The organism is Kribbella sp. NBC_00662 (genome assembly GCF_041430295.1).
Classification (GTDB): Bacteria; Actinomycetota; Actinomycetes; order Propionibacteriales; family Kribbellaceae; genus Kribbella.
Window position 1 is genome coordinate 7,985,588 of sequence record NZ_CP109029.1, and the last position, 24,024, is coordinate 8,009,611.

24 protein-coding genes are annotated in these 24,024 nt (G+C 68.6%); 9 read left to right on the plus strand and 15 right to left on the minus strand.

Annotated elements, in window-relative coordinates; translation table 11 throughout:
• Positions 1-90 precede the first annotated feature (90 nt).
• Entirely contained in the window at positions 91-537 is a 447-nt protein-coding gene (locus tag OHA10_RS39200) for a MarR family winged helix-turn-helix transcriptional regulator (RefSeq protein WP_371403841.1), read from the plus strand.
• On the opposite strand, the gene OHA10_RS39205 is transcribed toward OHA10_RS39200, so the two are convergent.
• The 11 genes from OHA10_RS39205 to OHA10_RS39255 form a co-directional block, all read right to left on the minus strand.
• On the minus strand, positions 534-1,490 hold the full coding sequence (locus tag OHA10_RS39205) for a tetratricopeptide repeat protein (RefSeq protein ID WP_371403842.1): 957 nt from the start codon (positions 1,488-1,490) through the stop codon (positions 534-536). The genes OHA10_RS39200 and OHA10_RS39205 overlap by 4 nt on opposite strands.
• A gap of 49 nt (positions 1,491-1,539) precedes the next feature.
• Positions 1,540-3,384 (minus strand): NAD-binding protein, encoded by a 1,845-nt coding sequence (locus OHA10_RS39210; RefSeq protein WP_371403843.1) that lies wholly within the window; start codon positions 3,382-3,384, stop codon positions 1,540-1,542.
• Positions 3,305-4,978, minus strand: coding sequence for a methylmalonyl-CoA mutase (locus OHA10_RS39215; RefSeq protein ID WP_371403844.1), 1,674 nt, complete (start codon positions 4,976-4,978; stop codon positions 3,305-3,307). The genes OHA10_RS39210 and OHA10_RS39215 overlap by 80 nt, the downstream gene beginning before the upstream one ends.
• 165 nt (positions 4,979-5,143) lie before the next feature.
• Positions 5,144-6,772 carry a dipeptide ABC transporter ATP-binding protein gene (locus OHA10_RS39220; protein WP_371403845.1) on the minus strand — a complete coding sequence of 543 codons (1,629 nt, stop codon included), beginning with the start codon at positions 6,770-6,772 and terminating at the stop codon, positions 5,144-5,146.
• The gene (locus OHA10_RS39225; protein WP_371403846.1) at positions 6,769-7,281 is read right to left on the minus strand and encodes a GbsR/MarR family transcriptional regulator; all 513 of its coding nucleotides are present in this window, start codon (positions 7,279-7,281) and stop codon (positions 6,769-6,771) included. Before OHA10_RS39225 ends, OHA10_RS39220 begins: the two co-directional genes overlap by 4 nt.
• Positions 7,281-8,738 carry a serine hydrolase domain-containing protein gene (locus OHA10_RS39230; protein ID WP_371403847.1) on the minus strand — a complete coding sequence of 486 codons (1,458 nt, stop codon included), beginning with the start codon at positions 8,736-8,738 and terminating at the stop codon, positions 7,281-7,283. Before OHA10_RS39230 ends, OHA10_RS39225 begins: the two co-directional genes overlap by 1 nt.
• Complete coding sequence (locus tag OHA10_RS39235) at positions 8,739-9,620, minus strand: ABC transporter permease (protein WP_371403849.1); 882 nt, start codon at positions 9,618-9,620, stop codon at positions 8,739-8,741. It abuts the gene before it with no gap.
• Positions 9,613-10,539: an ABC transporter permease gene (locus OHA10_RS39240; protein ID WP_371403851.1), complete on the minus strand. Its 927-nt coding sequence runs from the start codon at positions 10,537-10,539 to the stop codon at positions 9,613-9,615. Before OHA10_RS39240 ends, OHA10_RS39235 begins: the two co-directional genes overlap by 8 nt.
• Positions 10,539-11,888, minus strand: coding sequence for a M14 family zinc carboxypeptidase (locus tag OHA10_RS39245; RefSeq protein WP_371403852.1), 1,350 nt, complete (start codon positions 11,886-11,888; stop codon positions 10,539-10,541). The genes OHA10_RS39240 and OHA10_RS39245 overlap by 1 nt, the downstream gene beginning before the upstream one ends.
• Positions 11,888-13,486, minus strand: coding sequence for an ABC transporter substrate-binding protein (locus tag OHA10_RS39250; RefSeq protein WP_371403853.1), 1,599 nt, complete (start codon positions 13,484-13,486; stop codon positions 11,888-11,890). Before OHA10_RS39250 ends, OHA10_RS39245 begins: the two co-directional genes overlap by 1 nt.
• A gap of 159 nt (positions 13,487-13,645) precedes the next feature.
• Positions 13,646-14,146 (minus strand): MarR family winged helix-turn-helix transcriptional regulator, encoded by a 501-nt coding sequence (locus tag OHA10_RS39255; protein WP_137259421.1) that lies wholly within the window; start codon positions 14,144-14,146, stop codon positions 13,646-13,648.
• A gap of 32 nt (positions 14,147-14,178) precedes the next feature.
• Here OHA10_RS39255 and OHA10_RS39260 point away from each other — a divergent pair, with 32 nt between their 5' ends.
• From OHA10_RS39260 to OHA10_RS39275, 4 genes are all read left to right on the plus strand, one after another.
• Complete coding sequence (locus OHA10_RS39260) at positions 14,179-14,625, plus strand: DUF4231 domain-containing protein (RefSeq protein WP_371403854.1); 447 nt, start codon at positions 14,179-14,181, stop codon at positions 14,623-14,625.
• 31 nt (positions 14,626-14,656) lie between these two features.
• On the plus strand, positions 14,657-15,379 hold the full coding sequence (locus OHA10_RS39265; protein WP_371403855.1) for a maleylpyruvate isomerase family mycothiol-dependent enzyme: 723 nt from the start codon (positions 14,657-14,659) through the stop codon (positions 15,377-15,379).
• A 76-nt stretch (positions 15,380-15,455) separates the two neighbouring features.
• Complete coding sequence (locus OHA10_RS39270) at positions 15,456-15,803, plus strand: YciI family protein (protein ID WP_371403856.1); 348 nt, start codon at positions 15,456-15,458, stop codon at positions 15,801-15,803.
• The gene (locus OHA10_RS39275; protein ID WP_371403857.1) at positions 15,800-17,104 is read left to right on the plus strand and encodes an RNA polymerase sigma factor; all 1,305 of its coding nucleotides are present in this window, start codon (positions 15,800-15,802) and stop codon (positions 17,102-17,104) included. The genes OHA10_RS39270 and OHA10_RS39275 overlap by 4 nt, the downstream gene beginning before the upstream one ends.
• Here the strand turns inward: OHA10_RS39275 and OHA10_RS39280 are convergent.
• The 4 genes from OHA10_RS39280 to OHA10_RS39295 all read right to left on the minus strand — a co-directional run bounded on the left by OHA10_RS39280 (position 17,101) and on the right by OHA10_RS39295 (position 20,531).
• Positions 17,101-17,817 carry a PH domain-containing protein gene (locus OHA10_RS39280; protein ID WP_371403858.1) on the minus strand — a complete coding sequence of 239 codons (717 nt, stop codon included), beginning with the start codon at positions 17,815-17,817 and terminating at the stop codon, positions 17,101-17,103. The two genes, OHA10_RS39275 and OHA10_RS39280, sit on opposite strands and share 4 nt — an antisense overlap.
• An 88-nt stretch (positions 17,818-17,905) precedes the next feature.
• Positions 17,906-18,064 (minus strand): hypothetical protein, encoded by a 159-nt coding sequence (locus tag OHA10_RS39285; protein ID WP_166678426.1) that lies wholly within the window; start codon positions 18,062-18,064, stop codon positions 17,906-17,908.
• Positions 18,065-18,361: 297 nt separating this feature from the next.
• Positions 18,362-19,318, minus strand: coding sequence for a methylmalonyl Co-A mutase-associated GTPase MeaB (meaB, locus tag OHA10_RS39290; protein WP_371403859.1), 957 nt, complete (start codon positions 19,316-19,318; stop codon positions 18,362-18,364).
• A 10-nt stretch (positions 19,319-19,328) separates the two neighbouring features.
• The gene (locus tag OHA10_RS39295) at positions 19,329-20,531 is read right to left on the minus strand and encodes an acetyl-CoA C-acetyltransferase (RefSeq protein WP_371403860.1); all 1,203 of its coding nucleotides are present in this window, start codon (positions 20,529-20,531) and stop codon (positions 19,329-19,331) included.
• Between the two features lie 126 nt (positions 20,532-20,657).
• On the opposite strand from OHA10_RS39295, the gene mce reads away from it, so the two are divergent.
• The 4 genes from mce (at position 20,658) to ccrA (ending at position 23,955) form a co-directional block, all read left to right on the plus strand.
• Entirely contained in the window at positions 20,658-21,074 is a 417-nt protein-coding gene (gene mce, locus OHA10_RS39300; RefSeq protein WP_371403861.1) for a methylmalonyl-CoA epimerase, read from the plus strand.
• 99 nt (positions 21,075-21,173) lie between these two features.
• On the plus strand, positions 21,174-21,479 hold the full coding sequence (locus OHA10_RS39305) for a hypothetical protein (protein WP_371403862.1): 306 nt from the start codon (positions 21,174-21,176) through the stop codon (positions 21,477-21,479).
• Positions 21,480-21,577: 98 nt separating this feature from the next.
• A complete protein-coding gene (locus OHA10_RS39310) occupies positions 21,578-22,489 on the plus strand; it encodes an anti-sigma factor RsbA family regulatory protein (protein ID WP_371403863.1) in 912 nt (303 codons plus the stop codon).
• A 134-nt stretch (positions 22,490-22,623) separates the two neighbouring features.
• On the plus strand, positions 22,624-23,955 hold the full coding sequence (gene ccrA, locus OHA10_RS39315; RefSeq protein WP_371403864.1) for a crotonyl-CoA carboxylase/reductase: 1,332 nt from the start codon (positions 22,624-22,626) through the stop codon (positions 23,953-23,955).
• Positions 23,956-24,024: the final 69 nt, after the last annotated feature.

Consider the following 24,024-nt stretch of genomic DNA (forward strand, 5'->3'; position numbering starts at 1 on the left):
TTCTCCGGATGGATACGAGCACAGAGATTAATCAGAGCTCTGATAGTCATCAATGCATATATCACCAGCGCCGTTCGTAGGATGGTCCGCATGCGGATGTCCTTCGACGAACGGCTCGGGAGTCACTTCAAGCGGGTCGAGCAGGAGCTGCAGGCGGCGAAGTCAGCGGCCGTGAAACCGGCCGGCCTCACGGTTCCGCAGTACGCCGCGCTGTTCGTGCTGGACGAGCAGCCGGGGATCTCGGCCGCCGAACTGGCCCGCCGCTGCGCCGTCACCCCGCAGACGATGACGACGATCCTGCGCAACCTGGAGGCCGGCGGCCTGATCGAGCGCACGCCGCATCCGCTGCACAAGCACGTGATCGAGACCCGACCGACGCACGCCGGGCGGAAGGCTCTCGATCAGGCGGACAAGCGCGCCACGGCCGTCGAGCGTCGACTGGCCGCGGCGTTCAGCGAGGAGGAGGCGGAGACGCTCCGCGCCCTCCTCGCCCGGGTCTCGGAGACCCTGACAACAGATCCGATCCTGAAGGGTTAGAACAGGGCGGACATCAGCCGACGGCGGGCCTTGACCACCCGGTCGTCATCCGCGCCGACCACCTCGAACAGCTCGAGCAGGTGCAGCCGGACGGTGTTCCGCTCGTCGCCGGAGGTCGCCTGGACCGTGCTGATCAGCCGCGCGAAGGCGTCGTCGACATGCCCGCCCATCAGGTCGACATCGGCGACCAGCATCTGCGCCTCGACATCGGTCGGGTTGTCCGCCGCACGCGCCCGTACGTCGGCCGGCACGTCCTGGGTCCGCCTCACCAGCTGCACCCGGGCCAGCCCGGACTTCGCCTCGGCGTCGGCCGGCGTCTCCTTGAGCAGCTCCTCGTACGCCGCGATCGCGCCGTCCAGGTCGCCCTCGGCGACAGCGTTCTCGGCCTTCTCGTACCGCGGGTTCGGCGGCGGCTCCTCTTCCGAATCGGCGTCCGGGGCGGCCTGGCCGACCGGCTCGGCGCGGCCGGTGATGCCGTTGGCAACCGCCACGGTCAGCAGCTGGTCGAGGTACTGCCGGACCTCTGGCTCACCGAGGACGCCCTGGAACAACGGGACCGGCTGACCGCGCAGGATCGCGATCACCACGGGCACCGCCTGGACGCCGAACGCCTGCGCCACCTGTGGGTTCGCGTCGACGTCGATCCGGGCCAGCAGGAACTTCCCGGCGTACTCGGTCGACAGCTGGGCCAGGACCGCACCGAGGGCGTTCGAGCCCTGCGAGCGCGGCGACCACAGCTCGACCACCACCGGCGCCTGGAGGGAACGCTCGATCACGTCGGTCTGGAAGTTCGCCTCGGTGACGTTCAGCACATACGCGCCGGCAGCGCCGGCCGAAGCGCCGGGACCGCCGGCAGCACCCGGAGCACCGGGCGCACCCGGCGCTGCACCGGCCGGCTTGCGCAGGCCCGACAGGTCGATCGCCCCGGGACGGGAGAAGTTGGACTGGCTCACCACTGTCCTCGCATTCCGTGCGCACTACCGTTGTTCACAGGTCCATCCTCTACGACGATGCCGAACTCTGCTGCGCCCGGGTCGCCATCAACAAGCGTGCCAGCCCACTCCGGGTCCCCGCGACCGCCAGCCGATCCCCCGCCTGAAGCTCCCGCTCCACCGCCGGCACCCGCCCATTCGGACGGGACTCGCGGCCGGAGGTCGGGGTCCAGTCCCAGGGTTCGCCCAGGTCCTGTCTGGCGAGCACGCGCAGGCCGCCGGCCTCGTCCAGCTCGCCCATCCGCTTCCCGACCGCGATCGAGCCAGGCTCGACAGTCACCTCGGTCAGCAGCAGCACCCGGCGACCGGCAGGCACGGTCACCTGACTCCGCCGATTGGCCACCGCCGCGGCCACCGCCGGCGCAACGAGCATCGACACCGACCGGCTGTGCCCGAGCCCGAGCCGCCGCTCCACGCGCTGTGCCAGGTCGTGGTCGAACATCCGCATCGTGATCCAGGCATCCGGGTTCAGATCCCGCGCCATGATCGCGCACTCCAGATTCGTGATGTCCCCATCGGTGATCGCGAGCACCGACTGACACCGCTGCACACCGGCCGACCGCAACGTCTCCTCGTTGCTGCTGTCCCCGACCACCACCGGGATCTTCAACCGATGCGCGGTCTGGACGCCGGGCGCCTCGTCATCCTGATCGACCCCCACCACCGCAACACCGCGCTCGGTCAGGATCTCGAGCACCCGCGACCCGACCGTCCCCAGCCCGCACACCACCACATGATTCCGCGGCCGCCCACGAACCCCACCGATCAGCCGCGACAACCGCGCACCGATCAGCGAGTCGACCACGACAGCCGTCAGCAGCGCCATCAACACGATCCCGGTCAACTGAACCAGAACAGCACTGACCTTCACCCAAGGCTGCGCGTCGTTGAACTTGTCGTCATCGATCCCGGCCGACGTCACCACACCGGCCGCGAGGTAAAGCGCCCGCCACCACTCGATCCCGCCGAAGAAGTGGATGACCCCGGTCCCCGCCACGATCAGGAACGCCATCACCGCCGCGATCTTCCGCACCCGGCTGTCGAGAATGTCCCGAAGCGCCATGAACCACCCCGCCGGCCGGACATCACGACTCCGCCAAACCGTCCGTACGCCGGTGCCCAACACGATGTCACCATCAGGATCGGAACTCGACAACGGCAGCAGCGTCGGCGTCGCGGAGGAACTCGTATCCGCCAGCACAGTCAGATGCGGCTCACGGATCAGGTCGGCCTGCCCGGCCACCAGCCGGCGCCCACCGAGATCCAGCCAGGTCAGCTCGTCGTCCTCCAACGCATCCGACACGAATGCCGGCGCGGCCAGCGACGGCCCGTTGATCACCACACAGTCGCCGAGCAGCCGGTTCATGTGCTTGCCCAGCCGCGGGTTCACCATCTGTACGACGATCCGCAGCTCGGGATCCATGTCGCGCGCGGTCAACGCCGTATGCACGTTGTGGACGTCGTCGTTGTCCAGCAGGACCAGAGCGCGCGCAGTGGACGGCGTCCCGTCGTCGGCGGCGTCGACCCCGGCGCGCCGCAGCAGCGACTCGCTGATCACCCGGGCGCCCATCACATTCGCGCCCAGCTCTTTGATCCGGTCGTAGTGACGCGAGTCCGGGTTCACGATCGCGGTGACCCGCTCACCCGAACTCACCAGCTCGGTGGTGACCCGCAGCATCGTGCGGTCCGAACCGCAGACCACCACGCGGCGCCCGTCGGCCGGCCCGATCGCACTGGTCGCCGCAGCGGTGAGATCGGCCGGCGGTGACGGCTCCTCAGAATCGGGCGGGCTCTCGGTACTCGCCCCATTGTTCCCGAAGAACGTGACAGATTTCCCCCATCGTGGCCTCCGCACGCACTGCCTCCAGCATGGGTTCGATCAGGTTGCCAGTACCGCTGGCCGCCTCCACCAGAGCCGTTAGCGTACGCCGTACCAGGTCCTCGTCACGGTGCGCCTTGCGTTCCGCGAGCACCCGGCACTGCTCGACCTCGACCTCGTGCGAGACCCGGAGGATCTCCAGGTCGCCGGACACGGTGTCGGTCAGCGTGTTGACGCCGACGATCTTCTTCTCGCCCTTCTCGAGCTTCTGCTGGTACTCGAACGCGGCGTCGGCGATCTCGGCCATGAACCAGCCGTCCTCGATCCCGCGCAGGATGCCGCCGGTCATCGTCTCGTCCGGGCTCATCTCCTTGATCCGGGCGAAAATCTGCTCGGCCTCGGCCTCAATGGCATCGGTGAGCGCCTCGACGTACCAGGAACCGCCGAGCGGGTCGGCGACGTTCGTGACCCCGACCTCCTCCATCAGCACCGACTGCGTCCGCAGCGCGATCTCGGCGGACTCCGCGGTCGGCAGCGCGAGCGTCTCGTCGAGCGCGTTGGTGTGCAGCGAGTTCGTCCCGCCGAGCACCGCGGCGAGCGCCTCGACGGCCGTCCGTACGACGTTGTTGACCGGCTGCTGCGCGGTCAGCGACACGCCCGCGGTCTGGGTGTGGAAGCGCAGCGACAGCGCCTTGTCGGTCTTCGCGCCGTACACGTCGCGCAGCCAGCGGGCCCAGATCCGGCGGGCGGCGCGGAACTTCGCGATCTCCTCGAAGAAGTCCAGGTGGCTGTCGAAGAAGAACGACAGGCCGGGCGCGAACACGTCGACGTCGAGCCCGCGGGACAGCCCGAGCTCGACGTACCCGAAGCCGTCGGCCAGCGTGTACGCGAGCTCCTGCGCGGCCGTCGAGCCGGCCTCACGGATGTGGTACCCGGACACGCTGAGCGGCTTGTACGCCGGGATCGTGGTCGCGCAGTACTCCATCAGGTCGCCGATCAGGCGCAGATGCGGCTCCGGCGGGAACAGCCACTCCTTCTGCGCGATGTACTCCTTGAAGATGTCGGTCTGCAGCGTCCCGTTGAGCTTGGTGATGTCCGCGCCCTGCCGCTCGGCGGAGACGAGGTACATGCAGAACGCCGGCACGGCGGGGCCGGAGATCGTCATCGACGTCGTGACGTCCTGCAGCGGGATGTCCTTGAACAGCCGGTCCATGTCGGCCGCCGAGTCGATCGCGACGCCGCAGTGCCCGACCTCGCCGAGCGCCTTCGGGTCGTCGGAGTCGCGGCCCATCAGCGTCGGCATGTCGAACGCGACCGACAGCCCGCCGCCACCGCCGTTCAGGATCATCCGGTACCGCTCGTTGGTCTGCTCGGCGTTGCCGAAGCCGGCGAACTGACGGATCGTCCAGGTCCGGCCGCGGTACCCGGTCGGATACAGCCCGCGGGTGAACGGGAACTCCCCCGGCCAGCCGATCCGCTCCATCCGCGGGTCGTCGACCCCCTCGGGCGGCCCGTAGACAGGCTCGACCTGGGTGCCGGAGAGCGTGGTGAAATCCGCCTCCCGCTTGCGCGCCGCGTCGTACCGCTGCTGCCACCGGCTCCGGCCGGCCGCAATCGAATCGGCATCCATCAGTCAGACCTCCTCGGGAACTGGTCCCAAAATACTAGGACGTCCAACTATTTCCAACTGCGGACGCCCCGCACTGACCAACCGGCCGCGAACGCCGCCGAGAATCGCGAGCTGAGCGTGGGAGCCGGCCGGCATACCGGTTTGGTCAGTGCGGGGCGTCCGCCCTCAGCCCGCCAGTCGCAGGCCCCGCCGGCGGGACTGCTCCCGGGGGTCGGGGACCGGCGCCGCCTGCAGGAGGCGGATCGTGTACGGGTCCTGGGGATCGCGGAGGACCGACTCACGCGAGCCCTGTTCGACCAGTCGCCCGCGGCTCATCACGGCCACCCGGTCGCAGATCTGATCGACCACAGCCAGGTCGTGGCTGATGAACAGGCAGGCGAAGTGCAGGCGGTCCTGCAGCGAGCGGAGCAGTTCGAGCACGGTCGCCTGGACCGAGACATCGAGCGCCGACGTGGGCTCGTCCGCGATCAGCAACCCGGGATCGAGCGACAGCGCCCGCGCGATCGACACCCGCTGCCGCTGACCGCCCGACAGCTCGTGCGGGTACCGGCCTGCCCAGGCCCGTGGCAGCTCGACGCTGTCGAGCAGCTCCTCGACCCGGCTGCGCAGCGCCGTCCCGCGTACGCCGCGGTGGACGGCCAGCGGCTCACCGATGGACTGCCCGATCGTGGCCCGCGGGTTCAGCGAACCGGCCGGATTCTGGAACACCACCCCGATCCGTGCGCGCGTCTGCCGCAGTACTGACGACGACGCGGTGGTGAGCGCCTGACCGTCGACCCGGACCTCGCCCGCGGTGATCGGTGCCAGCCCGAGCACGGCCTTGCCGATCGTCGACTTCCCGGATCCGGACTCGCCGACCAGCCCGGTGATCTCCCCCGGGCTCAGCACCAGGTTCACCTGCTCGACCGCGCGCACGGTCCTGCCCCGGCGGCCGCGGTACTCGACCACGAGATCCTCGATCGACAACGCCGGCGTGCTGCCGGTCTCGCCACCCTCGGACTCGTCCCGCAGGCCGCCGCGAGGCACGGCGTCGAGCAACGCTCTCGTGTACTCCTCGGCCGGGTTGTCGAACAGCGAGTGCACCTCCGCCGTCTCGACCACCGAACCCTTGCGCATCACGACGACCCTGTCGGCCACATCCGCGACCACGCCCATGTCGTGCGTGATGATCATGATCGCGCCGGAGATCTTCGACCGCATCGCCAGCAGTACGTCGAGCACCTCCTGCTGCACGGTCACGTCGAGGGCCGTCGTCGGCTCGTCCGCGATCAGCAGCTCAGGATCGCACGCCACGGCGATCGCGATCATCACCCGCTGACACTGTCCGCCGGACAACTGATGCGGGTAGTACCTCATCCGCGTCTCGGGGATCTCGACCATCCCGAGCAGCTCGATCGCCCGGGCCCTCGCCTCGCCACGCGACAGGGCCGGCTGGTGCGTACGGATCATCTCGACCAGCTGCGCCCCGATCGTGAACACCGGATCGAGCGCGCCGGCCGGGTCCTGGAAGATCATCGCGATCCGCCGCCCGCGCAACGCGGTCAGCTCAGCGCGCGACATCGCCAGTACGTCGTCGCCGCCGAAGCTGATCCGGCCGCCGACCCGAGCGTTCGAAGGCAGCAGTCCGAGCGCCGCCAACGCGGTGACGCTCTTCCCGGAGCCGGACTCACCGACGACCGCGAGCACCTCGCCGGGCCGGACACCGAAGCTCACCCGGTCCACCGCACGGTGCGTCGTACCCCCGACGGTGAAGTCGACCGTCAGCTCCTCGAAGCTCAGGATCTCGTCACTCATTCGCCGTCCCCCTGATCCGACGCGGCGTCGAGTTTCTCCTTGTATTCCTCCCAGTCCGCGAGCATCTTCCGGTGGTACGACGCCAGCCATTCCATGTAGTTGCGCGCGTTCCGCAGCCGCTTGCGCGGTCCCGGCATACCGTCGGGCAGCTCGGCGAGCATGTCCTCGAAGAGCTGCCGCTGCTTGCCGAGCGACCGGCGTTCACCGGCCAGGAAGCTGCCCCAGATGTCGTCGTCGACCTTGAAGTAGTGGCTGCGATCCCCCGGTACGGCGTGCCGCACGACGAACCCGAGATCGATCAGCCGCCGGGTGGCGCTGGAGATGGAGCCGGCGCTCGCGGACAACGCCCGGGTCAGCTCGGCCGACGACACGTACGGCTTGTTGCTCACCATCAGGTAGCCGAGGACCCGCCCCTCCATCCGGGGCGAGCCGGCCAACTCTCTGAGCAGGGCGAACTGCTCGACGAAGTCGGCGCGGCGGGAGTCCTCCTCCCACGCATCGTCGTCCATCACGACCTCCTCGCCCGCTCGTGTACGTCGGCCTCGGCGAGCTGCGCCGTACGCCGGGCCCGGAACGCATCCAGTGGCCAGCGTGAGCTCCCGCCGTACCGGACCACCGACGGCTGTCCGTCCGCGTCCCAGGTGTACTCCACCTTCTCGCCGATCGACCCGAACCCGGCCGTCGGCACGACGGCCAGCGTGTTCTCGTCGATGACCTGCAGCTCCTCGTAGCTGTCGACCGGGTCCGGCGCGGCCGGGAAGAACGCGACCAGCCGCCCGCCCAGCAGCGCGATGCTGATCACGCCCATCAGGTTCGCGAAGTTCCCGCAGAACCTGGTCGCGTCGACATCGCTCGGCACCTGGGTGCCCTGCGGCGCCTCGGCGGCGAGGTTCAGCAGCTTCACCAGTCCGGTCGCCAGAGTGCCGGCCGGACCGCCGATGCAGTTGGTGAGAACTGACACGACGAGCTGGTCGACCGGATCGATGAAGGTCCGGGTGATGTGCCCCGGGTATCCACCGCTGTGCCCGACCAGGCGCCGGCCGCCGATCGTGACGATGTCCATCCCGAGCCCGTACCGGCCGATCTCGCGCCCGTGGGCGTTGACCAGGCTCTCGTCACGCTGCACCAACCGCTTGCTCGCGTCGCCCAGCAGCTGATCCGCCCCGAAGTAGTGCGCGGCGCCGTAGACGGTCAGGTCTTCGGCGGTCGAGTAGAACCCGGTGGCCGCGGCCATCGCGCGGGTGTCGACGTGCGGGATCACCTCGCGTACGTCGGTCCCGTCGAGCAGCCCGGTGTGGCCGCCCGCGTACTCACTCGCGCGTCGGTGGTCCCACTCGGCGCCGGTGTTGGCCAGGCCCAGCCGCTCCACGATGTTGGCCGCGACATAGTCGCCGTACGACGAACCGCTCGCCGACTCGATCACCAGGCCGAGCAGCGAGTAGCCGATGTTCGTGTACTTGAAGTGCTCGTTGCGCTCGAACACCTGCCCGTTGACGCGACACAGCTCGATCAGCGCGGCGCGGTCCGGGAACGGGTCCATCAGCTGCCAGTAGTCCTTGTCCACGCCGTCGCGGATCACGCCGGCCTGGTGACCGAGCAGCTCGCGCACGGTGACCGGCGCCAGCGCGGTGTCCGCGAGCTCGGGGACATACGTGTCGATCGGGTCGTCCAACCGGACCTTGCCCTGCTCAACGAGCTGCAGGATCGAGGTGGCCGTGAAGGTCTTGCTGTGCGAGGCGATCCGGAACAGGTGATCCGTGCGCAGGGGCGTCCCGGCGACCTCGTCGCTGTGGCCGAGGGCGGTCGAGAGGACGAGTTCGTCGCCGACCCGGATCGCTGCCTGCACCCCGGGTGTGCGGAGGTAGCGGCGTTGGTAGTCGAGCCAGCTCAGCAGCGCCGGGACGGCTTCACGGGCGGTTTCGACGTCATAGGACAAGGCGGCGTCCATTCTCTGTGTGGTGGTCATTCAGGAGCGTCCCTTCGGGTTCACCGCGTCGCGCAGTACATCGCCGAGGGTGATCAGGCTCAGTACGGTCGCGGCGAGGAAGATGCCCGGGTAGATCAGTGTGTGCGGCGCCTGCTGGAACCGCGACTGTGCGGTGGCCAGTTGCAGGCCCCAGGAGATCGACGGCGCGCGCAGACCGAGGCCGAGGAAGGTCAGCGTCGACTCGGCCACGATCACCCCGCCGACGGTCAGCGTCGCGACCGCGAGCACCGGACCGATCGAGTTCGGCAGCACGTAGTGGGTGAGGATGCGAGCGGTCGGGAATCCCATCGCCTTCGCTGCCTGCACGTACTCCGCGTCCCTGGTCGCGCGGACCGTCGTACGGACCATCCGCGCCAGGGTCGGCCAGGAGAACAACGCCAGGACCAGCGACACCGACAGCACCGATCGCTGCCCGAGACTGTTCAGTACGACGATCGCGCCGAGCAGGAACGGGAAGCCGAGGAAGACATCGGTCAGCCGGGCGAGCAACGAGTCCGCCCAGCCGCCGACGTACCCGGCGATCGTTCCGACCAGGACCGCGATGACGAGCGCGATCACGGTGCAGACCAGACCGACCGAGAGCGACGCGCGGGCGCCGTGGACCACGCTCGCGTACACGTCGCATCCCTGCAGATCCTGACCGAACGGGTGACCGGGCGAGGACGGGCGCGCACTGGCCGAGATGTCGCAGGCGCGCGGATCCGTGCTGGTGAACAGCTGCGGGAGCACGGCCATCAGGAACAGTACGGCGAGCACCGCGAGCGGCAGCCAGAACAGCACCCGGCGGCGGACGGTCGCCCAGACGCCACGCCTGGCCAGCACATCTTCTTCGACGGTCTGCGCGAGCACCTGATCAGTCATGGCGGATCCTCGGGTCGAGGAGGGAGTTGAGGATATCGACGATCACGCTGGTGACGAGGAAGATCAGGATCAGCGCGGTCGCGATCCCCACCACCGTCGGTCCTTCGTGCACCCGGATGGACTCGAACAGCAGCTGCCCGACCCCCGGCAGGTTGAAGATCCCTTCCGTCACGACCGCCCCGCCGAGCAGCGCGCCGAGATCGATCGCGAGGTAGGTCAGCACCGGGATCGCCGAGTTCCGCAGTACGTGCACACCGATCACGCGGCGACGTGACAGCCCTTTCGCCCACAAGGCGCGGACGAAGTCCGAGCTCATCGTGTCGACGACGCTCCCCCGGGTCAGCCGCGCCACCGCGGCCAGCCCGTAGATCGCCAGGACAGTTGCCGGCAGCAAGTAAGACCGCGGCCACCCGTCGGTCACGCCGGCGATCGGCAGCAACGACAGCTTGACGCCGAAGACCAGCTGGGCGGTCACCGCCATCACGAAGATCGGCACGGACGCGATCAGGATCGTCAGGATCAGCACGCCGCGATCGATCCAGGTGTTCTTCCGCAGGCCCGCGACCAGACCCAGGCCGACACCGATCACCACCTGGATCACCCACGCGGTCAGCGCGAGCCGGATCGTCACCGGCCAGCGCGCGGCCAGCCGCTCAGCCACCGACCGGCCGCGGAAGTCGACGCCGAGATCACCGGTGAGCAGATGGCCGAGGTAGCGCAGGTACTGCGACCAGAGCGGATCGTTCAGGTGGTACGCCGCACGGATCCGCTCGACCACGGCCGGAGACAGCGGCTGATCCCCGCCCAAGCTGGAGATCGGGTCGCCGGGCAACGCGAACACGGCCGCGTAGATCGCGAACGTGACGCCGAAGAACACCAGCACCAGTTCGATCAACCGCCGGAGGGTGAACCGCGCCATCAGCCCGCCTCCCGCCGTACGGCGTCGAGCAGCGCGAGCGTGGCGGCGTACTGGACCCCGACCAGGTCCTTGATCGGAACCGTGTGCAGTTCGTCGTCCAGCGATGCCGCCTCGTGCTGCCATTCGCGATAGACCGCGCGCAGCCGTTTGGCCGCCGGGTGCAGCGCGGCCGCGGCGCTGCCCCGGGCGATCTCGCCCTCGATCGCGCGGACGAGCATCCCGCCGTACCGGAGCCGGAAGGACCGGTTCACGTCGCGCAGTCCGAACGCCTCCGCGACGGTCGCGCGACGGTCCGGATCGACCTCCTCGGCCCGGCGCCGTTCCCGGTCCGGCCGTCTGAGCAGGTACGGCAGGAAGGCCGCGACCGCGCGGACGAGCTGGGAGTCGTCGGACAGGTACGGACGGGTGTCCTGGAAGACCTCGTCGATATCCCGCAGATTCTGCTCGAGCTCGTCGGCGACCTCGCGCAGCAGCTGCTGGTACGAGAGATCCGTCGGCGACGGGTCGTCGATCGACGGGTGCGTCCAGTACGGCAGCTCGGCGACGAGGCTGACCGTGCCGTGCCGCTCGGCGTACGCCGCCGACGAACCACCGGACTCGTTCGGCGTCGGCAGGCCGAGATTCTCGGCATAGTCGTAGGTCGCCTTCGCCGAGATCATCTCGTAGACGGCCGGGCCGAGCGCCTTGACCACCGGGGTCTCGGGCTCGCCGAGGTCGAGCGGGAGACCGAACGAGGCGGCGATCACGTGCAGGTCCTCGACGAACCCGCCGACCTCCCGGGTGACGTAGTAGTAGACGCCGCCGAGCTCGGTGTTGTGCAGGGAGGCCGCGATCGTCGGCTTCAGCTCGTCGATCACCCGCATCAACGCGAACGCCTCCGGCATCACCTGGTCGAAGTACGCGTTCTTGTACTGGAACGGGAACGACCACTCCACCTGCTCGGCCGGAGCCGGGCGGTAGAACTCCTCGAGGCAGTGGATCCGGGTGAACGGCCCGTCGAACCAGCCCTCGTTCAGCCGGGTGCCGTCCGGGTCGATGCAACCGATGATGTTCCACCGACAGCCGCGCCGGAACTGTTCGTCCGCGCAAAGATCCTCGGCCAGCTGGATCGCGGTCCAGAAGCCGATGGGTTCGTTCGGGTGCACACCGGCGTACACGAGAGCCTGGTCCGGGCCGTCGCCGATCGAGTACATCGTGATCGAGTCGCCGAGTCTCGACGTACCGATCCGGCGGCGGGTGACGAGGTCCGGATGCCGGGCGGCGAGGTCGTCGAGGCGGGTGTTGATCTCGTCGACGCCCGGGAAGTAGGTCAGGTCGGGGACGCGGCGGGCGCGTTCCAGGTAGTGCATCAGTTGTCCGCCAGCGTGGTGTTCTCGAGTTCGAGGCTGCCCGCGCCCTCGGCCAGCTTCGCGATCCGGTCCGAGGTCGCGTAGGTGTACTTCTCGAAGAACATCGGCGGCGCCGGGAAGTCCTTCATGATCGCCTTCTGTACGTCGACGTACCCGTCGATCGCCTTCTGCGGGTCGACCTGCGCGTCGGCCTTGGCGAGCAGTTGCTCGACCTCCGGGGTGTAGTACGGGACGCAGTTCACGCAGCCGCCGGCCTTGGTGAAGAACGAGCGCAGCGTGTTCTGCTGGCTGGCGTAGAGCGCGCCCCAGCGGGAGAAGTACGGACCGCTCAGCTTCTTCTCGTTGCGCAGCTTCTGGAACTCCGGGAAGTCCGTGGTCGGCGTCGCGGTGACGTCCTTGATCCCGAGGTTCTGCCGCAGCTGGTTGGCGTAGGCGTTGTAGAGATCGTCGAGACCGGAGCCGCCCGGGTAGCGGATCTCCATCTTGCCGCTGAAGCCGCCGGCCTCGGCCAGCAGCTGCTTGGCCTTGGTCGGGTTGAACGTGCACAGCTCGCCGCAGAGGCCCTTCGGCGTACCCGGCTCACCCGGCGGGGTCAGCGCGGTGGCGGGTTCCCAGATGCCGCCGTAGATCACGTTGCTGACGGCCTGCCGGTCGATCGCCATCGAGATCGCCTCGCGGACCCGGATGTCGGCGTACCGCTTGTCCCACAGCGGCAGGCCGAGGAAGTTCATGCCGAGGCCCTGGAACACGTACGCGCGGTCGCCGAAGTCCTTCTTCACCTGCGCCATCCGCGCGGCCGGCACGAACAGGATGTCGAGGTTGCCGGCCTGGACGTCGGTGTAGGCCGTCGTCATGTCCGTGTACGGCTTGAAGACGATCTCGTCGACGGTCGGCTTCGGCCCCTTGTAGTCGGGGTACGCCTTGACCGTCATCGGCTCGTTCTCGGCGTACGGCGCGGTCATCTCGAACGGGCCGTTGCCGATCGGGTCCTTCGCGAAGTTGTCGAGATCCTTGTACGCCGCCTCCGGCATCGGGAAGAACCCGGTCTGCGCCTGCGACAACTGGACCGGGAACTGGCCGTCCGGGCTCTTCAGCGTGACCGTGAAGGTGAGGTCGTCGACCACCTTCAGGCCGGACAACTGGTTGGTCGTCGGCTTGCCCTTGGCCGGGTTCAGCGCGTCGTACCCGGCGATGTTCACCAGCTGGCCGCTGTTCTCCCAGGCGTTGGGGCCGTAGGCAACGGTGTTCCAGGCGTGCACGTAGCTCTCGGCGGTGACCTTCTCGCCGTTGTGGAAGGTCCAGCCCGGGCGGAGCTTGATGGTCCAGTGCACGGCGTCGGTGGACTTCACCGACTCGGCGTTGAGGTAGGTCAGGGATCCGTCGCTCTTGACGAAGGTCAGGCTCGAGAACAGCTCCTTGACCTGGGCGAACGCGATCGTCTGCCGGCCCGGGTTGAGGGTCACCGGGTCGGAGACGGCGTACGAGACCGACTTCGTCCCGGCGTCGGCCGAACCGTCGGAGCCGCCGCCGGAACAGCCGGCCAGCGCGAGGGCGCCGGCGACGGTGCCGGCGAGGAGAACAGCGGCAGCACGCTTCATGGGAGGTCCTCCAGGTACGTCGCGGCCCGCAGGGTGGGCCGACTTGGCTCTGATCCTGGACGCCGACCAGCGTGCCTGGCAATAGGGAAACTTGGGAAGTTTCAGTAGGAAATGAATTTTTAGCACGCGCGTAACACGGGGAACCCGCTGCGGGGAGGCTCAGAAGTCGCCGGCGTTGTGGCGGAGGGGCTCGAGGACGGTCCAGAGCATCTTGAGTTGCTCGTCGGTGAGGCCGGAGACGGCGAAGTCGGCGGCGACCAGGTCGGCGGTGGCGCGTTCGACCAGGTCCCGGCCCTCGGGGGTGATCTCGCACAGGATCGCGCGGCCGTCGTCGGGGTGCGGCGTACGTGTCACCAGGCCGGCCGCCTCCAGCCGGCGCACGATCGAGGTCACCGACGTCGGATGCACCTGCAGCCGCTCACCCATCTTGCCCAGCGGCAGCGACCCGCGCCGCGAGAACGTGAGCAGCACCAGCGCCTCGAACCGCGCGAACGTCAGCCCGTGCTTGCGGAGGATGTCGTCGAGCTCGTTGATCACGATCTGCTGCGCGCGCATCAGCGACGTGACGGCCCGCATCTGCTCGACCGCACCCCACCGCCGCCCCCACTGCCGCGACGCCTCGTCGATCGGATCGAACGGCAACGCCCTCTTCCTCGCCATGGGCCGAAGATTAGCCCGACACTAGGCAGACCATGTCGAAACTCAGAGATTCGGACTTCCCCGCCCTCGGGACCGAGACCCCCGCCGAACAGCTGATCAGCCTCCGGTTCCAGTGGTACAACCGGCAGGCCAACTGGGCCCGGATCGCGTACCGCGGCCTCGGGACCGTGCAGCTCGTCGCCGCCCTGCTGATCGCGATCTCGGTCGCGTTCGACGTACCCAAGTGGCTGGCGCCCGCACTGGGCGGCGTCATCGCGCTGGCCGAAGGGATCCGGACGTTGTTCGGGTTCAAGGATTCGTATCCGACCTATCGCCGGACCGCGGAGGATCTGCGGAACGAGGCGTGGCTGTACGTCCAGCGCGCCGGGCAGTACGCGACCACCGACGACGCCGGGAAGCTGCTGACCCAGCGGGTGGTCGAGATCAGCCATTCGGAGACGTCCGACTGGGAGGAGGCGCTCAAGGCCCGGAGCGTGTGAAAGTGTCTGTGGAATCTGCGAGGGTGCGGGCATGAGATTTCTCGAGCATGTGCGCGCCGAGAGTGCGCGGCTGGGTGAGGTGGCGCGGATAGGGCTCGACGCGCCTGTGCCCAGCTGTCCGGGGTGGACCGTCGACGACGTGGTCCGCCATGTGGCGATGGTCTATGCGCACAAGGTCGAGGTGCTGAAGCTCGGCGCCCGCCCCGACCCCTGGCCGCCGGACTTCTCCGGCAACGAGACCCTCGAGTGGTACGACGAGGCGCGCGCGGCTCTCGTCACCGCGCTCGAGGCGGCCGGGACCGACACGGAGACGTGGACGTTCAACCCGCGCGACACGACCTCCGCCTTCTGGTACCGGCGGATGGCGCACGAGAGTCTCGTCCACCGCATCGATGTCGAGCAGGCGCACGACGTCGTCACGCCGATCGACGCCGACCTGGCGCTCGACGGCATCGACGAGGTGCTGTACCCGACTCTCGCCGGCCCGTGGTGGGAGGAGGGCGACACCGAGTACCCGATCGACGCCACGCTCCGCATCACCGCGGCCGGCCGGTCCTGGACGATCACGGCCGACGCGACGAGCATCGACGTACAGCAGGGGGCGGAGGGCGAGACGGCGGCGGAGATCTTCGGGGATCCGGCGCCGATCTACCTGTGGCTGTGGGGTCGGGTCGGCGAGGACGCCATCCAGACCGTCGGCGATCCGAACGTCATCCGCGCCTTCCGCGGCCGGATCTCGGAAGCCACCCAGTAGCGATGTCCTCCGCGGGTCCGGCTGTTCGTTCCTTTCACGAGAGACCACAGTGGTCTCAGCGAGAAGGAGGACTCCGATGGCGCAGTACCTTGCACTGACCTACACCGCGGACGTCGATTGGTGGGCGCCCGAGCAGGCCGAGGAGCTGGCCGAGTACCGGAAGTTCGGCGCCGAGTACGCCGACCGGGTCAAGGCGAGCGCCGTGCTGCATCCGACCGCGACGGCGACCGTCGTCCGGGTCGAGGGCGCGCGCGGCGGCCCGGTGATCACCACGGACGGCCCGTACGCCGAGACCAAGGAAGCGCTGACCGGCTACTACCTGATCGAGGCCGACGACCTCGAGGAGGCGGTCAAGATCGCGGCCGAGATCCCGGCGGCGTGGGGCGGAGCGGTCGAGGTGCGTCCGGTCATCATCGCCAAATGAACGAGCGGTTCGGCGTCGTTGCCGACACGATCCGGATCGAGGGGACGCGGATCCTCGCCACCCTGATCCGGACGGTCGGCGACGTCCAGCTCGCCGAGGACGCCGTCCAGGAGGCAGCTCTTGCGGCGCTCGGCGCCTGGCCGGTGACCGGTGTACCGCCGGAGCCGCGCGCCTGGCTGACCGTCACCGCCCGCCGGAAGGCGATCGACATCATCCGCCGCGAAGGCGCCCGAGCCGGCAAGGAACGGGCCGGTGTCGAACTGCTCGACCTCACTCGCCGCGACTCCGTCGGGTCGCTCGGCGCCCTCGACCCGGAGGCCGCGATCGACTCCGACGAGGTCGTCCAGGACGACCTCCTGCGGCTCATCTTCACCTGCTGCCATCCCTCGCTCTCGCCGCCCACCCGGGTCGCGCTGGCTCTGCGCACGTTGTGTGGACTCTCCCCCGCACAGATCGCCGACGTACTGCTCACCACCGAAGTGGCGACGACCAAGCGACTCGTCCGCGCCCGCCAGAAGATCGCCGCTGCCCGCATCCCGTATCGCGTCCCACCCGAGGACGAGCTGCCCGAACGCCTGCCGGCGGTCTGCGCGGTCATCCACAGCCTCTACACCGCAGGGCATGCTCCGGCCGAGGGCGAGGCGGCGTACGACGTCGACGTCTGCGCCGAGGCGATCCGGCTGGCCGAGCTTCTGCACACGCTGCTGCCCGACCAGCCCATGCCGACGGCGGTTCTGGCTCTCTTGCTCCTGACTGAGGCTCGCCGGCCCGCCCGCGTCGACGAGTCCGGCGAGGTGGTGACGCTCGACCTGCAGGACCGCTCCCGCTGGGCCCAGAGCCTGATCAAGCGCGGCGTCGCGCTCCTGAACGAGTCGCTGGAGCGCTCGGATCGTCAGGCCGACGCGTATCAGCTGCAGGCCGCGATCGCGGCCGAGCACGCCCGCGTTCCCAGCTACACGGCGACCGACTGGCGTGAGATCGTCCGGCTGTACGACCTGCTCGTCGAGGTCTCCCCCAGCCCGGCCGCCGAACTGGCCCGTGTCGTCGCGATCGCCGAAACCGGACAGGTCGACGCCGCCCTCGACCTCCTGGACGCCATCCCGAGCAGCTCACGCTCGCATGCAATCCGCGGCGAACTGCTGGCCCGCCAGCACCGCTACGCCGAAGCCGTCAAGGAACTCGACCAAGCCCTCGCCACGGCCCCGGCACCCCACCCCGAACGCGCTCACCGCGAACGCCGCCGATCCCACTTCCACCAACTGGCCACCGAGCAAACCACTCCGGCGCAGCCGGGCGACTAATCCTCGTCGGTCCAGTTGCCGCGTTCGCTGTTGAAGATCGACTTGGTCGCGGACGGGGACGACGAGGGGCGCGCCTGCGGCGCGGTGGTCGTGATGACCGGTGCGGTGGCGGTGACCTCCTGCGCGGAGTCCATGCCGATCGGACCGGTGCCGTCGTCGTCGGAGTCCTCGTCGCCCTGCAGTACGTCGACGCTCGCGGACGCCCGCAGACCGGTGCGCTGGATGACCCGCTGGATGGTCAGGTCACGGTCGTCGGGCCGGCTGACCCACTTGATCTCGCGGAAGCCCTGGTCCTGCGCGGCCGACTCGAAGACGAAGTGGCCGTAGCCCAGCATCCGGCCGATGATCGGCTTCTGCAGCGTGATGTCGAGGACCCGGGCGATCGGGGTGGTCGCGACGGTCTGGGAGAAGACGCCGCGGATCCGCATCACCCGCATGTTGGTGACCACGAAGCGGTCCCGATGGTGGGTGAGGAACTGCCAGAAGGCATGGGTCAGCAACACCAGCACGATCGCCAGCAGCACCGGCTGCCCACCGATCGCGGTGGCGGCGATCGTCAGCAGCAGCGCGGCCGCCAGCGCAACCTCGAGCATCGGCACCGAATACACCACCCAGTGCTGCCGCACCTCGTCGATGACGACCTCGCCCTCGTCCGAGATCAGGTGGCGCCGGACCTTCGGGTCGAAGATCCGGAACACGCCTACTCCGGCCATGCACTCACTCTCCTGGCGCGCTGTTGTGTGACCCCGTACAGCCAAGTGTCCCGCACGATGACTCGCAACGGGACACTCTGGCGGCAGATCAGCTGAACAGCGCGGTCAGGAAGGTGATGACGCTCCCGAACGCGTCACCGACGGCCGAGAACGCGCCTCCCACCGCGTTGGCGGCGTTCGCCGGCTGAGTGAACAGATAGAAGCCGGCAAAGGCGATGAGCGACCAGATCAACAGCTTCTTCGGCATGTCGCCACTCCTTGTTCCTAACCACTCGGTCGACTGTGTTGGAATTTGTATCACGGACCGTCACCAATTGTCACTGACTGAACACAGCCCACCGCACAATGCTCACCAGCTACAAGGTCCATTCTGTAACGGATTCGGGGGCACGGCAGCCACCGGCGCGCCGCCCCGAGACGCCTATCGCCTTGCGGAGCGTAAATCCTGCGGCATTTGCCCGAATTCGGCACAACATCCGATGAACGGAAAGCAAAGACACAATGTGACACTGCGTGTTCGAGTGTTCCAAGCATGCGACCGAGGTCACAAAGCCGCGATCAACTCGTCCGCCGCAGAATACGGGTCGGTGCCGCCGTCCGCGACCTTGGCCGCCAGTACGTCGAGCCGCGCGTCCCCGTGCAGATGCGCGAACCGGGCCCGTAGCGCCGTCGTCGCGATCGCCTCGATCTCGTCCCGGGCCCGGGACTGCCGGCGCTCGGTGAGGACGCCGTTCCCCCGCATCCAGACGAGCCGGTCCTCGATCGCCCGCACCACCTCGTCGACGCCTTCATTGCGGGAGGCAACCGTCTTGAGGATCGGCGGCGTCCAGGCGCCCTCGGCCCGCTCGGCCAGCGCAAGCATCGACCGCAGGTCCCGGGTGACCGTCTGGACGCCGTCACGGTCGGCCTTGTTCACCACGTAGATGTCGCCGACCTCCAGGATCCCGGCCTTGGCAGCCTGGATGCCGTCGCCCATCCCCGGCGCCAGCAGGACCAGCGTCGTGTCCGCCATTCCGGCGATCTCGACCTCGGACTGCCCGACCCCGACCGTCTCCACCAGCACCACGTCGAACCCGGCCGCGTCCAGCACCCGCAGCGCCTGCGGCGTCGACCACGACAGTCCACCGAGATGCCCGCGAGAAGCCATCGACCGGATGAACACACCACGGTCGGTCGCATGGTCCTGCATCCGCACCCGGTCCCCGAGCAGCGCGCCACCGGAGAACGGCGACGACGGGTCCACCGCGAGTACGCCGACGCGCTTCCCGGTCTCGCGGTACGCCGAGACCAGCGCCGACGTGGACGTCGACTTCCCGACGCCGGGCGAGCCCGTGATGCCGACGATGTGCGCGTGGCCGGCATGCGGGGCCAGCGCGGCCATCACCTCGCGCAGCAGCGGGGACTCGTCCTCGACCAGCGAGATGAGTCGAGCGACCGCCCGGGAGTCCCCCTCCCGGGCACGCTCGACCAACTCGCCCACCGGCGCGGTGCGTCTCGGCATCAGCTCTGCGTCAGCTCTTCGGCACGCGAACAATCAGGGCGTCACCTTGACCGCCGCCACCACACAACGCGGCCGCACCCACTCCGCCGCCGCGCCGGCCCAGCTCGAGGGCCAGGTGCAGGACGAGCCGGGCACCGGACATCCCGATCGGGTGGCCGAGCGCGATCGCGCCGCCGTTCACGTTGACCTTGTCCTCGCCGACGTTCAGCTCGCGCGCGGACGCGATACCGACCGCCGCGAACGCCTCGTTGATCTCGATCAGGTCGAGGTCCGCGGGCTCGATGCCTTCCTTCTTGCACGCCTTCGCGATCGCATTGGCGGGCTGGCTCTGCAGCGTCGAGTCCGGGCCGGCGACCGAGCCGTGCGCACCGATCTCGGCGATCCAGCTCAGCCCGAGCTCCTCGGCCTTCGCCTTGCTCATCACGACGACAGCACAGCCGCCGTCGGAGATCTGCGATGCCGAACCGGCCGTGATCGTGCCGTCCTTGCCGAACGCGGGCCGCAGCTTGGCCAGCACCTCGACCGACGTGTCACCGCGGACGCCTTCGTCGCTGTCCACCACGATCGGGTCGCCCTTGCGCTGCGGCACCTCGACCGGGACGACCTCGTCGGCGAACACGCCGTTCTTCCACGCTTCCGCGGCGCGCTGGTGCGAACGAGCGCTGAACTCGTCCTGCTCCTCGCGGCTCAGCTTCTCGTCCGCGTTGTTCTTCTGGTCGGTCAGCGCGCCCATCGCCTGATCGGTGAACGCGTCCCACAGCCCGTCGTACGCCATCGAGTCCACCAAGGGGACATCGCCGTACTTGAAGCCCTCACGGGACTTCGGCAGCAGGTGCGGCGCGTTCGTCATCGACTCCATGCCGCCGGCCACGACGATCTCGTACTCGCCGGCGCGGATCAGCTGGTCGGCGAGGGCGATCGCGTTCAGCCCGGACAGGCAGACCTTGTTGATCGTGATGGCCGGAACGTCCATCGGGATGCCGCCCTTGACCGCGGCCTGGCGGGCGGTGATCTGACCGCCGCCGGCCTGCAGCACCTGGCCCATGATCACGTACTCGACCTGGTCCGGCGCGACGCCGGCCTTGTCCAGCGCGCCCTTGATCGCGAAGCCACCGAGCTCGGCGCCGGTGAAGCCTTTGAGTCCGCCCAGCAGCCGCCCGATCGGGGTCCGCGCGCCGGCGACGATAACGGTGGTGTTCCGCGTGTCAGACATATCGTCACGATACCTGCGGCGGCACTGGTACGCCGCTGCCCGGACGCGTCAGACGGGTCACACGGATCGTGTCGGCTGGGCCACTTTCGATGGCCTGCGGAACCGGGTTTACGCCACCCTGGCTGGATGGATCAGCTGTTCGACGCGATCGACCATGTCGGCATCGCGGTCGCCGACTTCGACGAGGCCGTCCGGTACTACGCGGACGTGTTCGGCATGACCGTGGCACACGAGGAGATCAACGAGGAGCAGGGCGTCCGCGAGGCGATGCTCTCGGTCGGCGACTCGGGTTCGTCGATCCAGTTGCTGGCGCCGCTGTCGGACGCGTCGCCGATCGCGAAGTTCCTCGACCAGCGCGGCCCGGGCATCCAGCAGCTCGCCTACCGGGTCGGCGATCTCGACGCGGTGTCCGAAGTACTGCGGGAGCGCGGCGCCAGGCTGCTGTACGACGAACCGCGGCGCGGGACGGCCGGATCGCGGGTGAACTTCATCCACCCGAAGTCCGCCGGCGGAGTCCTCGTAGAACTGGTCGAACCAGCCTGACAGCACTGTGAAAGCCGATTGAAAGCGCTCTTCGTGACTCTGGGAAACGTCAGCCCGATCACCCGATCGGGATTCTCGGGGCACGAGAGGTGAAACATCATGCAGGTTCGAACGATGAAGCGGCTCGGGGCAACAGCACTGCTCGCGGGTGTCGCGGTGGCTTCCGGCCTTCCGGCGTACGCGGCGTGCTGGGCGAGCGGGACCGCGGTCGCGCCCGGCGGTGACACCTCGGCGACCTTCCACGGCGGTCCGGTCGGGGCGCCGTTCGTCACCATCGACAGCGTCTCCCAGGGCCGGCTGAAGCAGATCGTCGGCGCGCACACGTATCTCCACCTGGGGACGAACGCCAATGTGAACACCAGGGGCGAGTTCTGGATCGGCTACAAGAAGATCGCCGCCTGCTAGCAGCAACGGCCGGGGCCTAGTGTTACGGGTCACCGACAGGGTGTGACGGCGCGCGCTGAGACCCTCCTCGGTAGCCCTCGGCGGACTACTCTGTTCAGGTGCTGAAGGACAGCGCCACCGACTCCTTGCACGGTGCGCCGGCCGGCTTCAAGCATGATGCCTTCGTCCATGGAACAGACGAAGAGTTCGTGCTGCGCGCGGTCGCGTTCGTTCGCGAAGGGCTGGCGGCGGGGGAAAAGGTCGTGGCCGCGCTACCACCGGAGCGGATCGCGGTACTGCGTGACGCCCTGGAACAGCAGTCGTCCGAGGTGACGTTCGTCGACGTGACTGTTGCCGGCGGCAACCCCGCGCGGCTGATCCCGTTCTGGCGCGCGATCCTCGAACAGGAACCCGGCCGACGGGTGCGCGGTCTCGGCGAGGCCGCGTACCCGGGCCGGAGCGCCGCGGAGTACGACGAGGTGTCGTTGCACGAGGCGTTGAGCGATATCGCTTTCGCCGCCGACCGTTCGTTTCGGCTCTGCTGCGCGTACGAGGCGTCGGTCGGCATCGACCCGACGGCCACGCATGCCGGCCATTCCGGCACCGAAGCCCTTGCGGACAAGGCGTTCCGGACAGCCTTGAGCGACGTACCGGATCGTGCGGAGCGGTGGGAGTTCGGTCCGGACGAGCTCGGGCAGGTGCGGCAGTGGGTCAGCGGGCAGGCGTCGTCGCACGGAGTGTCGCGGGACCGGCTCGAGGATCTGTCGCTGGCGTTGCACGAGATCTGCACGAACAGCATCCGGTTCGGCGGCGGGCGCGGGGCGCTGGCGGTGTGGATCGCGGGCGGGGCGCTGATCTGCGACGTGACCGATGACGGCCGGATCGACGACCTGCTCGTCGGGCGCGTGCTACCGCCGCTGGACGGGCTCGGCGGGCGGGGTGTCTGGCTGGCGAATCAGCTGTGCGACCTGGTCCAGCTGCGATCCGGTGACGACTTCACGCAGGTGAGGTTGTACACCAGACTCCGATAAGACCACTGACAACGGTGGACTGCAAAAGTGACGGTCGTCTCAACCGTCGCTCGCTGTGTTACAGGGCACAGCCAGGCGTGCATACTCAGCGGTAAGTTCCGCTCACCAGGCCGCCGTTGCAGGAGGTTACTTTCGTGAAGCAGATCCTCGAAGCGATCTTGTCCGGTGACACCGCCGCCGTCGGCGAGCTCGACGTACCGGAGCACTACCGCGGCATCACCGTGCACGCCGACGAGGCGGGCATGTTCGAGGGTCTGGAGAGCAAGGAGAAGGACCCGCGGAAGAGTCTGCACCTGGACGACGTACCGACGCCGGAGCTGGGGCCGGGTGAGGCGCTGGTCGCGGTGATGGCGAGCGCGATCAACTACAACACCGTCTGGACCTCGATCTTCGAGCCGGTGTCGACATTCTCGTTCTTGAAGCGGTACGGGAAGCTGTCGCCGCTGACGGCCCGCCACGACCTGCCGTACCACGTGGTCGGTTCCGACCTGGCCGGCGTCGTACTGCGGACCGGGCCTGGCGTGAACGCGTGGAAGCCGGGCGACGAGGTGGTCGCGCACTGCCTGTCGGTCGAGCTGGAGTCGCCGGACGGGCACAACGACACGATGCTCGACTCCGAACAGCGGATCTGGGGCTTCGAGACGAACTTCGGCGGTCTGGCCGAGCTCGCGCTGGTCAAGTCGAACCAGCTGATGCCGAAGCCGGCCCACCTGACGTGGGAGGAGGCGGCGTCGCCGGGGTTGGTGAACAGCACGGCGTACCGGCAGTTGGTGTCGGCGAACGGCGCCAACATGAAGCAGGGCGACGTCGTACTGATCTGGGGCGCATCGGGCGGGCTCGGATCTTATGCGACTCAATTTGCTTTGAACGGCGGGGCGATCCCGGTCTGCGTGGTCTCGTCGCCGGAGAAGGCCGAGATCTGCCGCGCGATGGGCGCCTCGCTGATCATCGACCGGTCGGCGGAGGGGTACAAGTTCTGGTCGGACCCGGTGACGCAGGACCAGAAGGAATGGAAGCGGTTCGGCGCACGGATCCGGGAGCTGACCGGTGGGGACGACCCGGACATCGTGTTCGAGCATCCGGGGCGGGAGACGTTCGGGGCGTCGGTGTACGTCGCGCGGCGCGGCGGGACGATCGTGACGTGCGCATCGACGTCCGGATTCATGCACGAGTACGACAACCGGTACCTGTGGATGAACTTGAAGCGAATCATCGGCTCGCATTTCGCCAATTACCGCGAGGCCTGGGAGGCGAACCGGCTGATCGCCCGCGGGATGGTGCACCCGACGGTCAGCAAGGTCTACGCACTCGAGGACACCGCGCAGGCGGCGTACGACGTCCATCGCAACCTGCACCAGGGCAAGGTCGGGGTGCTGACCCTGGCGCCGAGCGAAGGCCTCGGCGTCCGCGACCCAGCTCTGCGCTCGGAGCATCTGGACGCTATTAATCGCTTCCGCAACAGGTAGTTGTCCCCAGCACTCGATTGGCTGGTTTCGGGTGGGTTCTGACAGGCTTATGGTGGGGGATTCACGCTG

What these genes read in the sequence shown, in the direction of transcription:
- OHA10_RS39200 (WP_371403841.1), top strand. Translation starts at nt 91, where the DNA reads ATGCGGATGTCCTTCGACGAACGGCTCGGGAGTCACTTCAAGCGGGTC.
- OHA10_RS39215 (WP_371403844.1), bottom strand. Translation starts at nt 4,978, where the DNA reads ATGGATGCCGATTCGATTGCGGCCGGCCGGAGCCGGTGGCAGCAGCGG.
- OHA10_RS39220 (WP_371403845.1), bottom strand. Translation starts at nt 6,772, where the DNA reads ATGAGTGACGAGATCCTGAGCTTCGAGGAGCTGACGGTCGACTTCACC.
- OHA10_RS39225 (WP_371403846.1), bottom strand. Translation starts at nt 7,281, where the DNA reads ATGGACGACGATGCGTGGGAGGAGGACTCCCGCCGCGCCGACTTCGTC.
- OHA10_RS39230 (WP_371403847.1), bottom strand. Translation starts at nt 8,738, where the DNA reads ATGACCACCACACAGAGAATGGACGCCGCCTTGTCCTATGACGTCGAA.
- OHA10_RS39235 (WP_371403849.1), bottom strand. Translation starts at nt 9,620, where the DNA reads ATGACTGATCAGGTGCTCGCGCAGACCGTCGAAGAAGATGTGCTGGCC.
- OHA10_RS39240 (WP_371403851.1), bottom strand. Translation starts at nt 10,539, where the DNA reads ATGGCGCGGTTCACCCTCCGGCGGTTGATCGAACTGGTGCTGGTGTTC.
- OHA10_RS39245 (WP_371403852.1), bottom strand. Translation starts at nt 11,888, where the DNA reads ATGCACTACCTGGAACGCGCCCGCCGCGTCCCCGACCTGACCTACTTC.
- OHA10_RS39250 (WP_371403853.1), bottom strand. Translation starts at nt 13,486, where the DNA reads ATGAAGCGTGCTGCCGCTGTTCTCCTCGCCGGCACCGTCGCCGGCGCC.
- OHA10_RS39255 (WP_137259421.1), bottom strand. Translation starts at nt 14,146, where the DNA reads ATGGCGAGGAAGAGGGCGTTGCCGTTCGATCCGATCGACGAGGCGTCG.
- OHA10_RS39260 (WP_371403854.1), top strand. Translation starts at nt 14,179, where the DNA reads ATGTCGAAACTCAGAGATTCGGACTTCCCCGCCCTCGGGACCGAGACC.
- OHA10_RS39265 (WP_371403855.1), top strand. Translation starts at nt 14,657, where the DNA reads ATGAGATTTCTCGAGCATGTGCGCGCCGAGAGTGCGCGGCTGGGTGAG.
- OHA10_RS39270 (WP_371403856.1), top strand. Translation starts at nt 15,456, where the DNA reads ATGGCGCAGTACCTTGCACTGACCTACACCGCGGACGTCGATTGGTGG.
- OHA10_RS39275 (WP_371403857.1), top strand. Translation starts at nt 15,800, where the DNA reads ATGAACGAGCGGTTCGGCGTCGTTGCCGACACGATCCGGATCGAGGGG.
- OHA10_RS39280 (WP_371403858.1), bottom strand. Translation starts at nt 17,817, where the DNA reads ATGGCCGGAGTAGGCGTGTTCCGGATCTTCGACCCGAAGGTCCGGCGC.
- OHA10_RS39285 (WP_166678426.1), bottom strand. Translation starts at nt 18,064, where the DNA reads ATGCCGAAGAAGCTGTTGATCTGGTCGCTCATCGCCTTTGCCGGCTTC.
- meaB (WP_371403859.1), bottom strand. Translation starts at nt 19,318, where the DNA reads ATGCCGAGACGCACCGCGCCGGTGGGCGAGTTGGTCGAGCGTGCCCGG.
- OHA10_RS39295 (WP_371403860.1), bottom strand. Translation starts at nt 20,531, where the DNA reads ATGTCTGACACGCGGAACACCACCGTTATCGTCGCCGGCGCGCGGACC.
- mce (WP_371403861.1), top strand. Translation starts at nt 20,658, where the DNA reads ATGGATCAGCTGTTCGACGCGATCGACCATGTCGGCATCGCGGTCGCC.
- OHA10_RS39305 (WP_371403862.1), top strand. Translation starts at nt 21,174, where the DNA reads ATGCAGGTTCGAACGATGAAGCGGCTCGGGGCAACAGCACTGCTCGCG.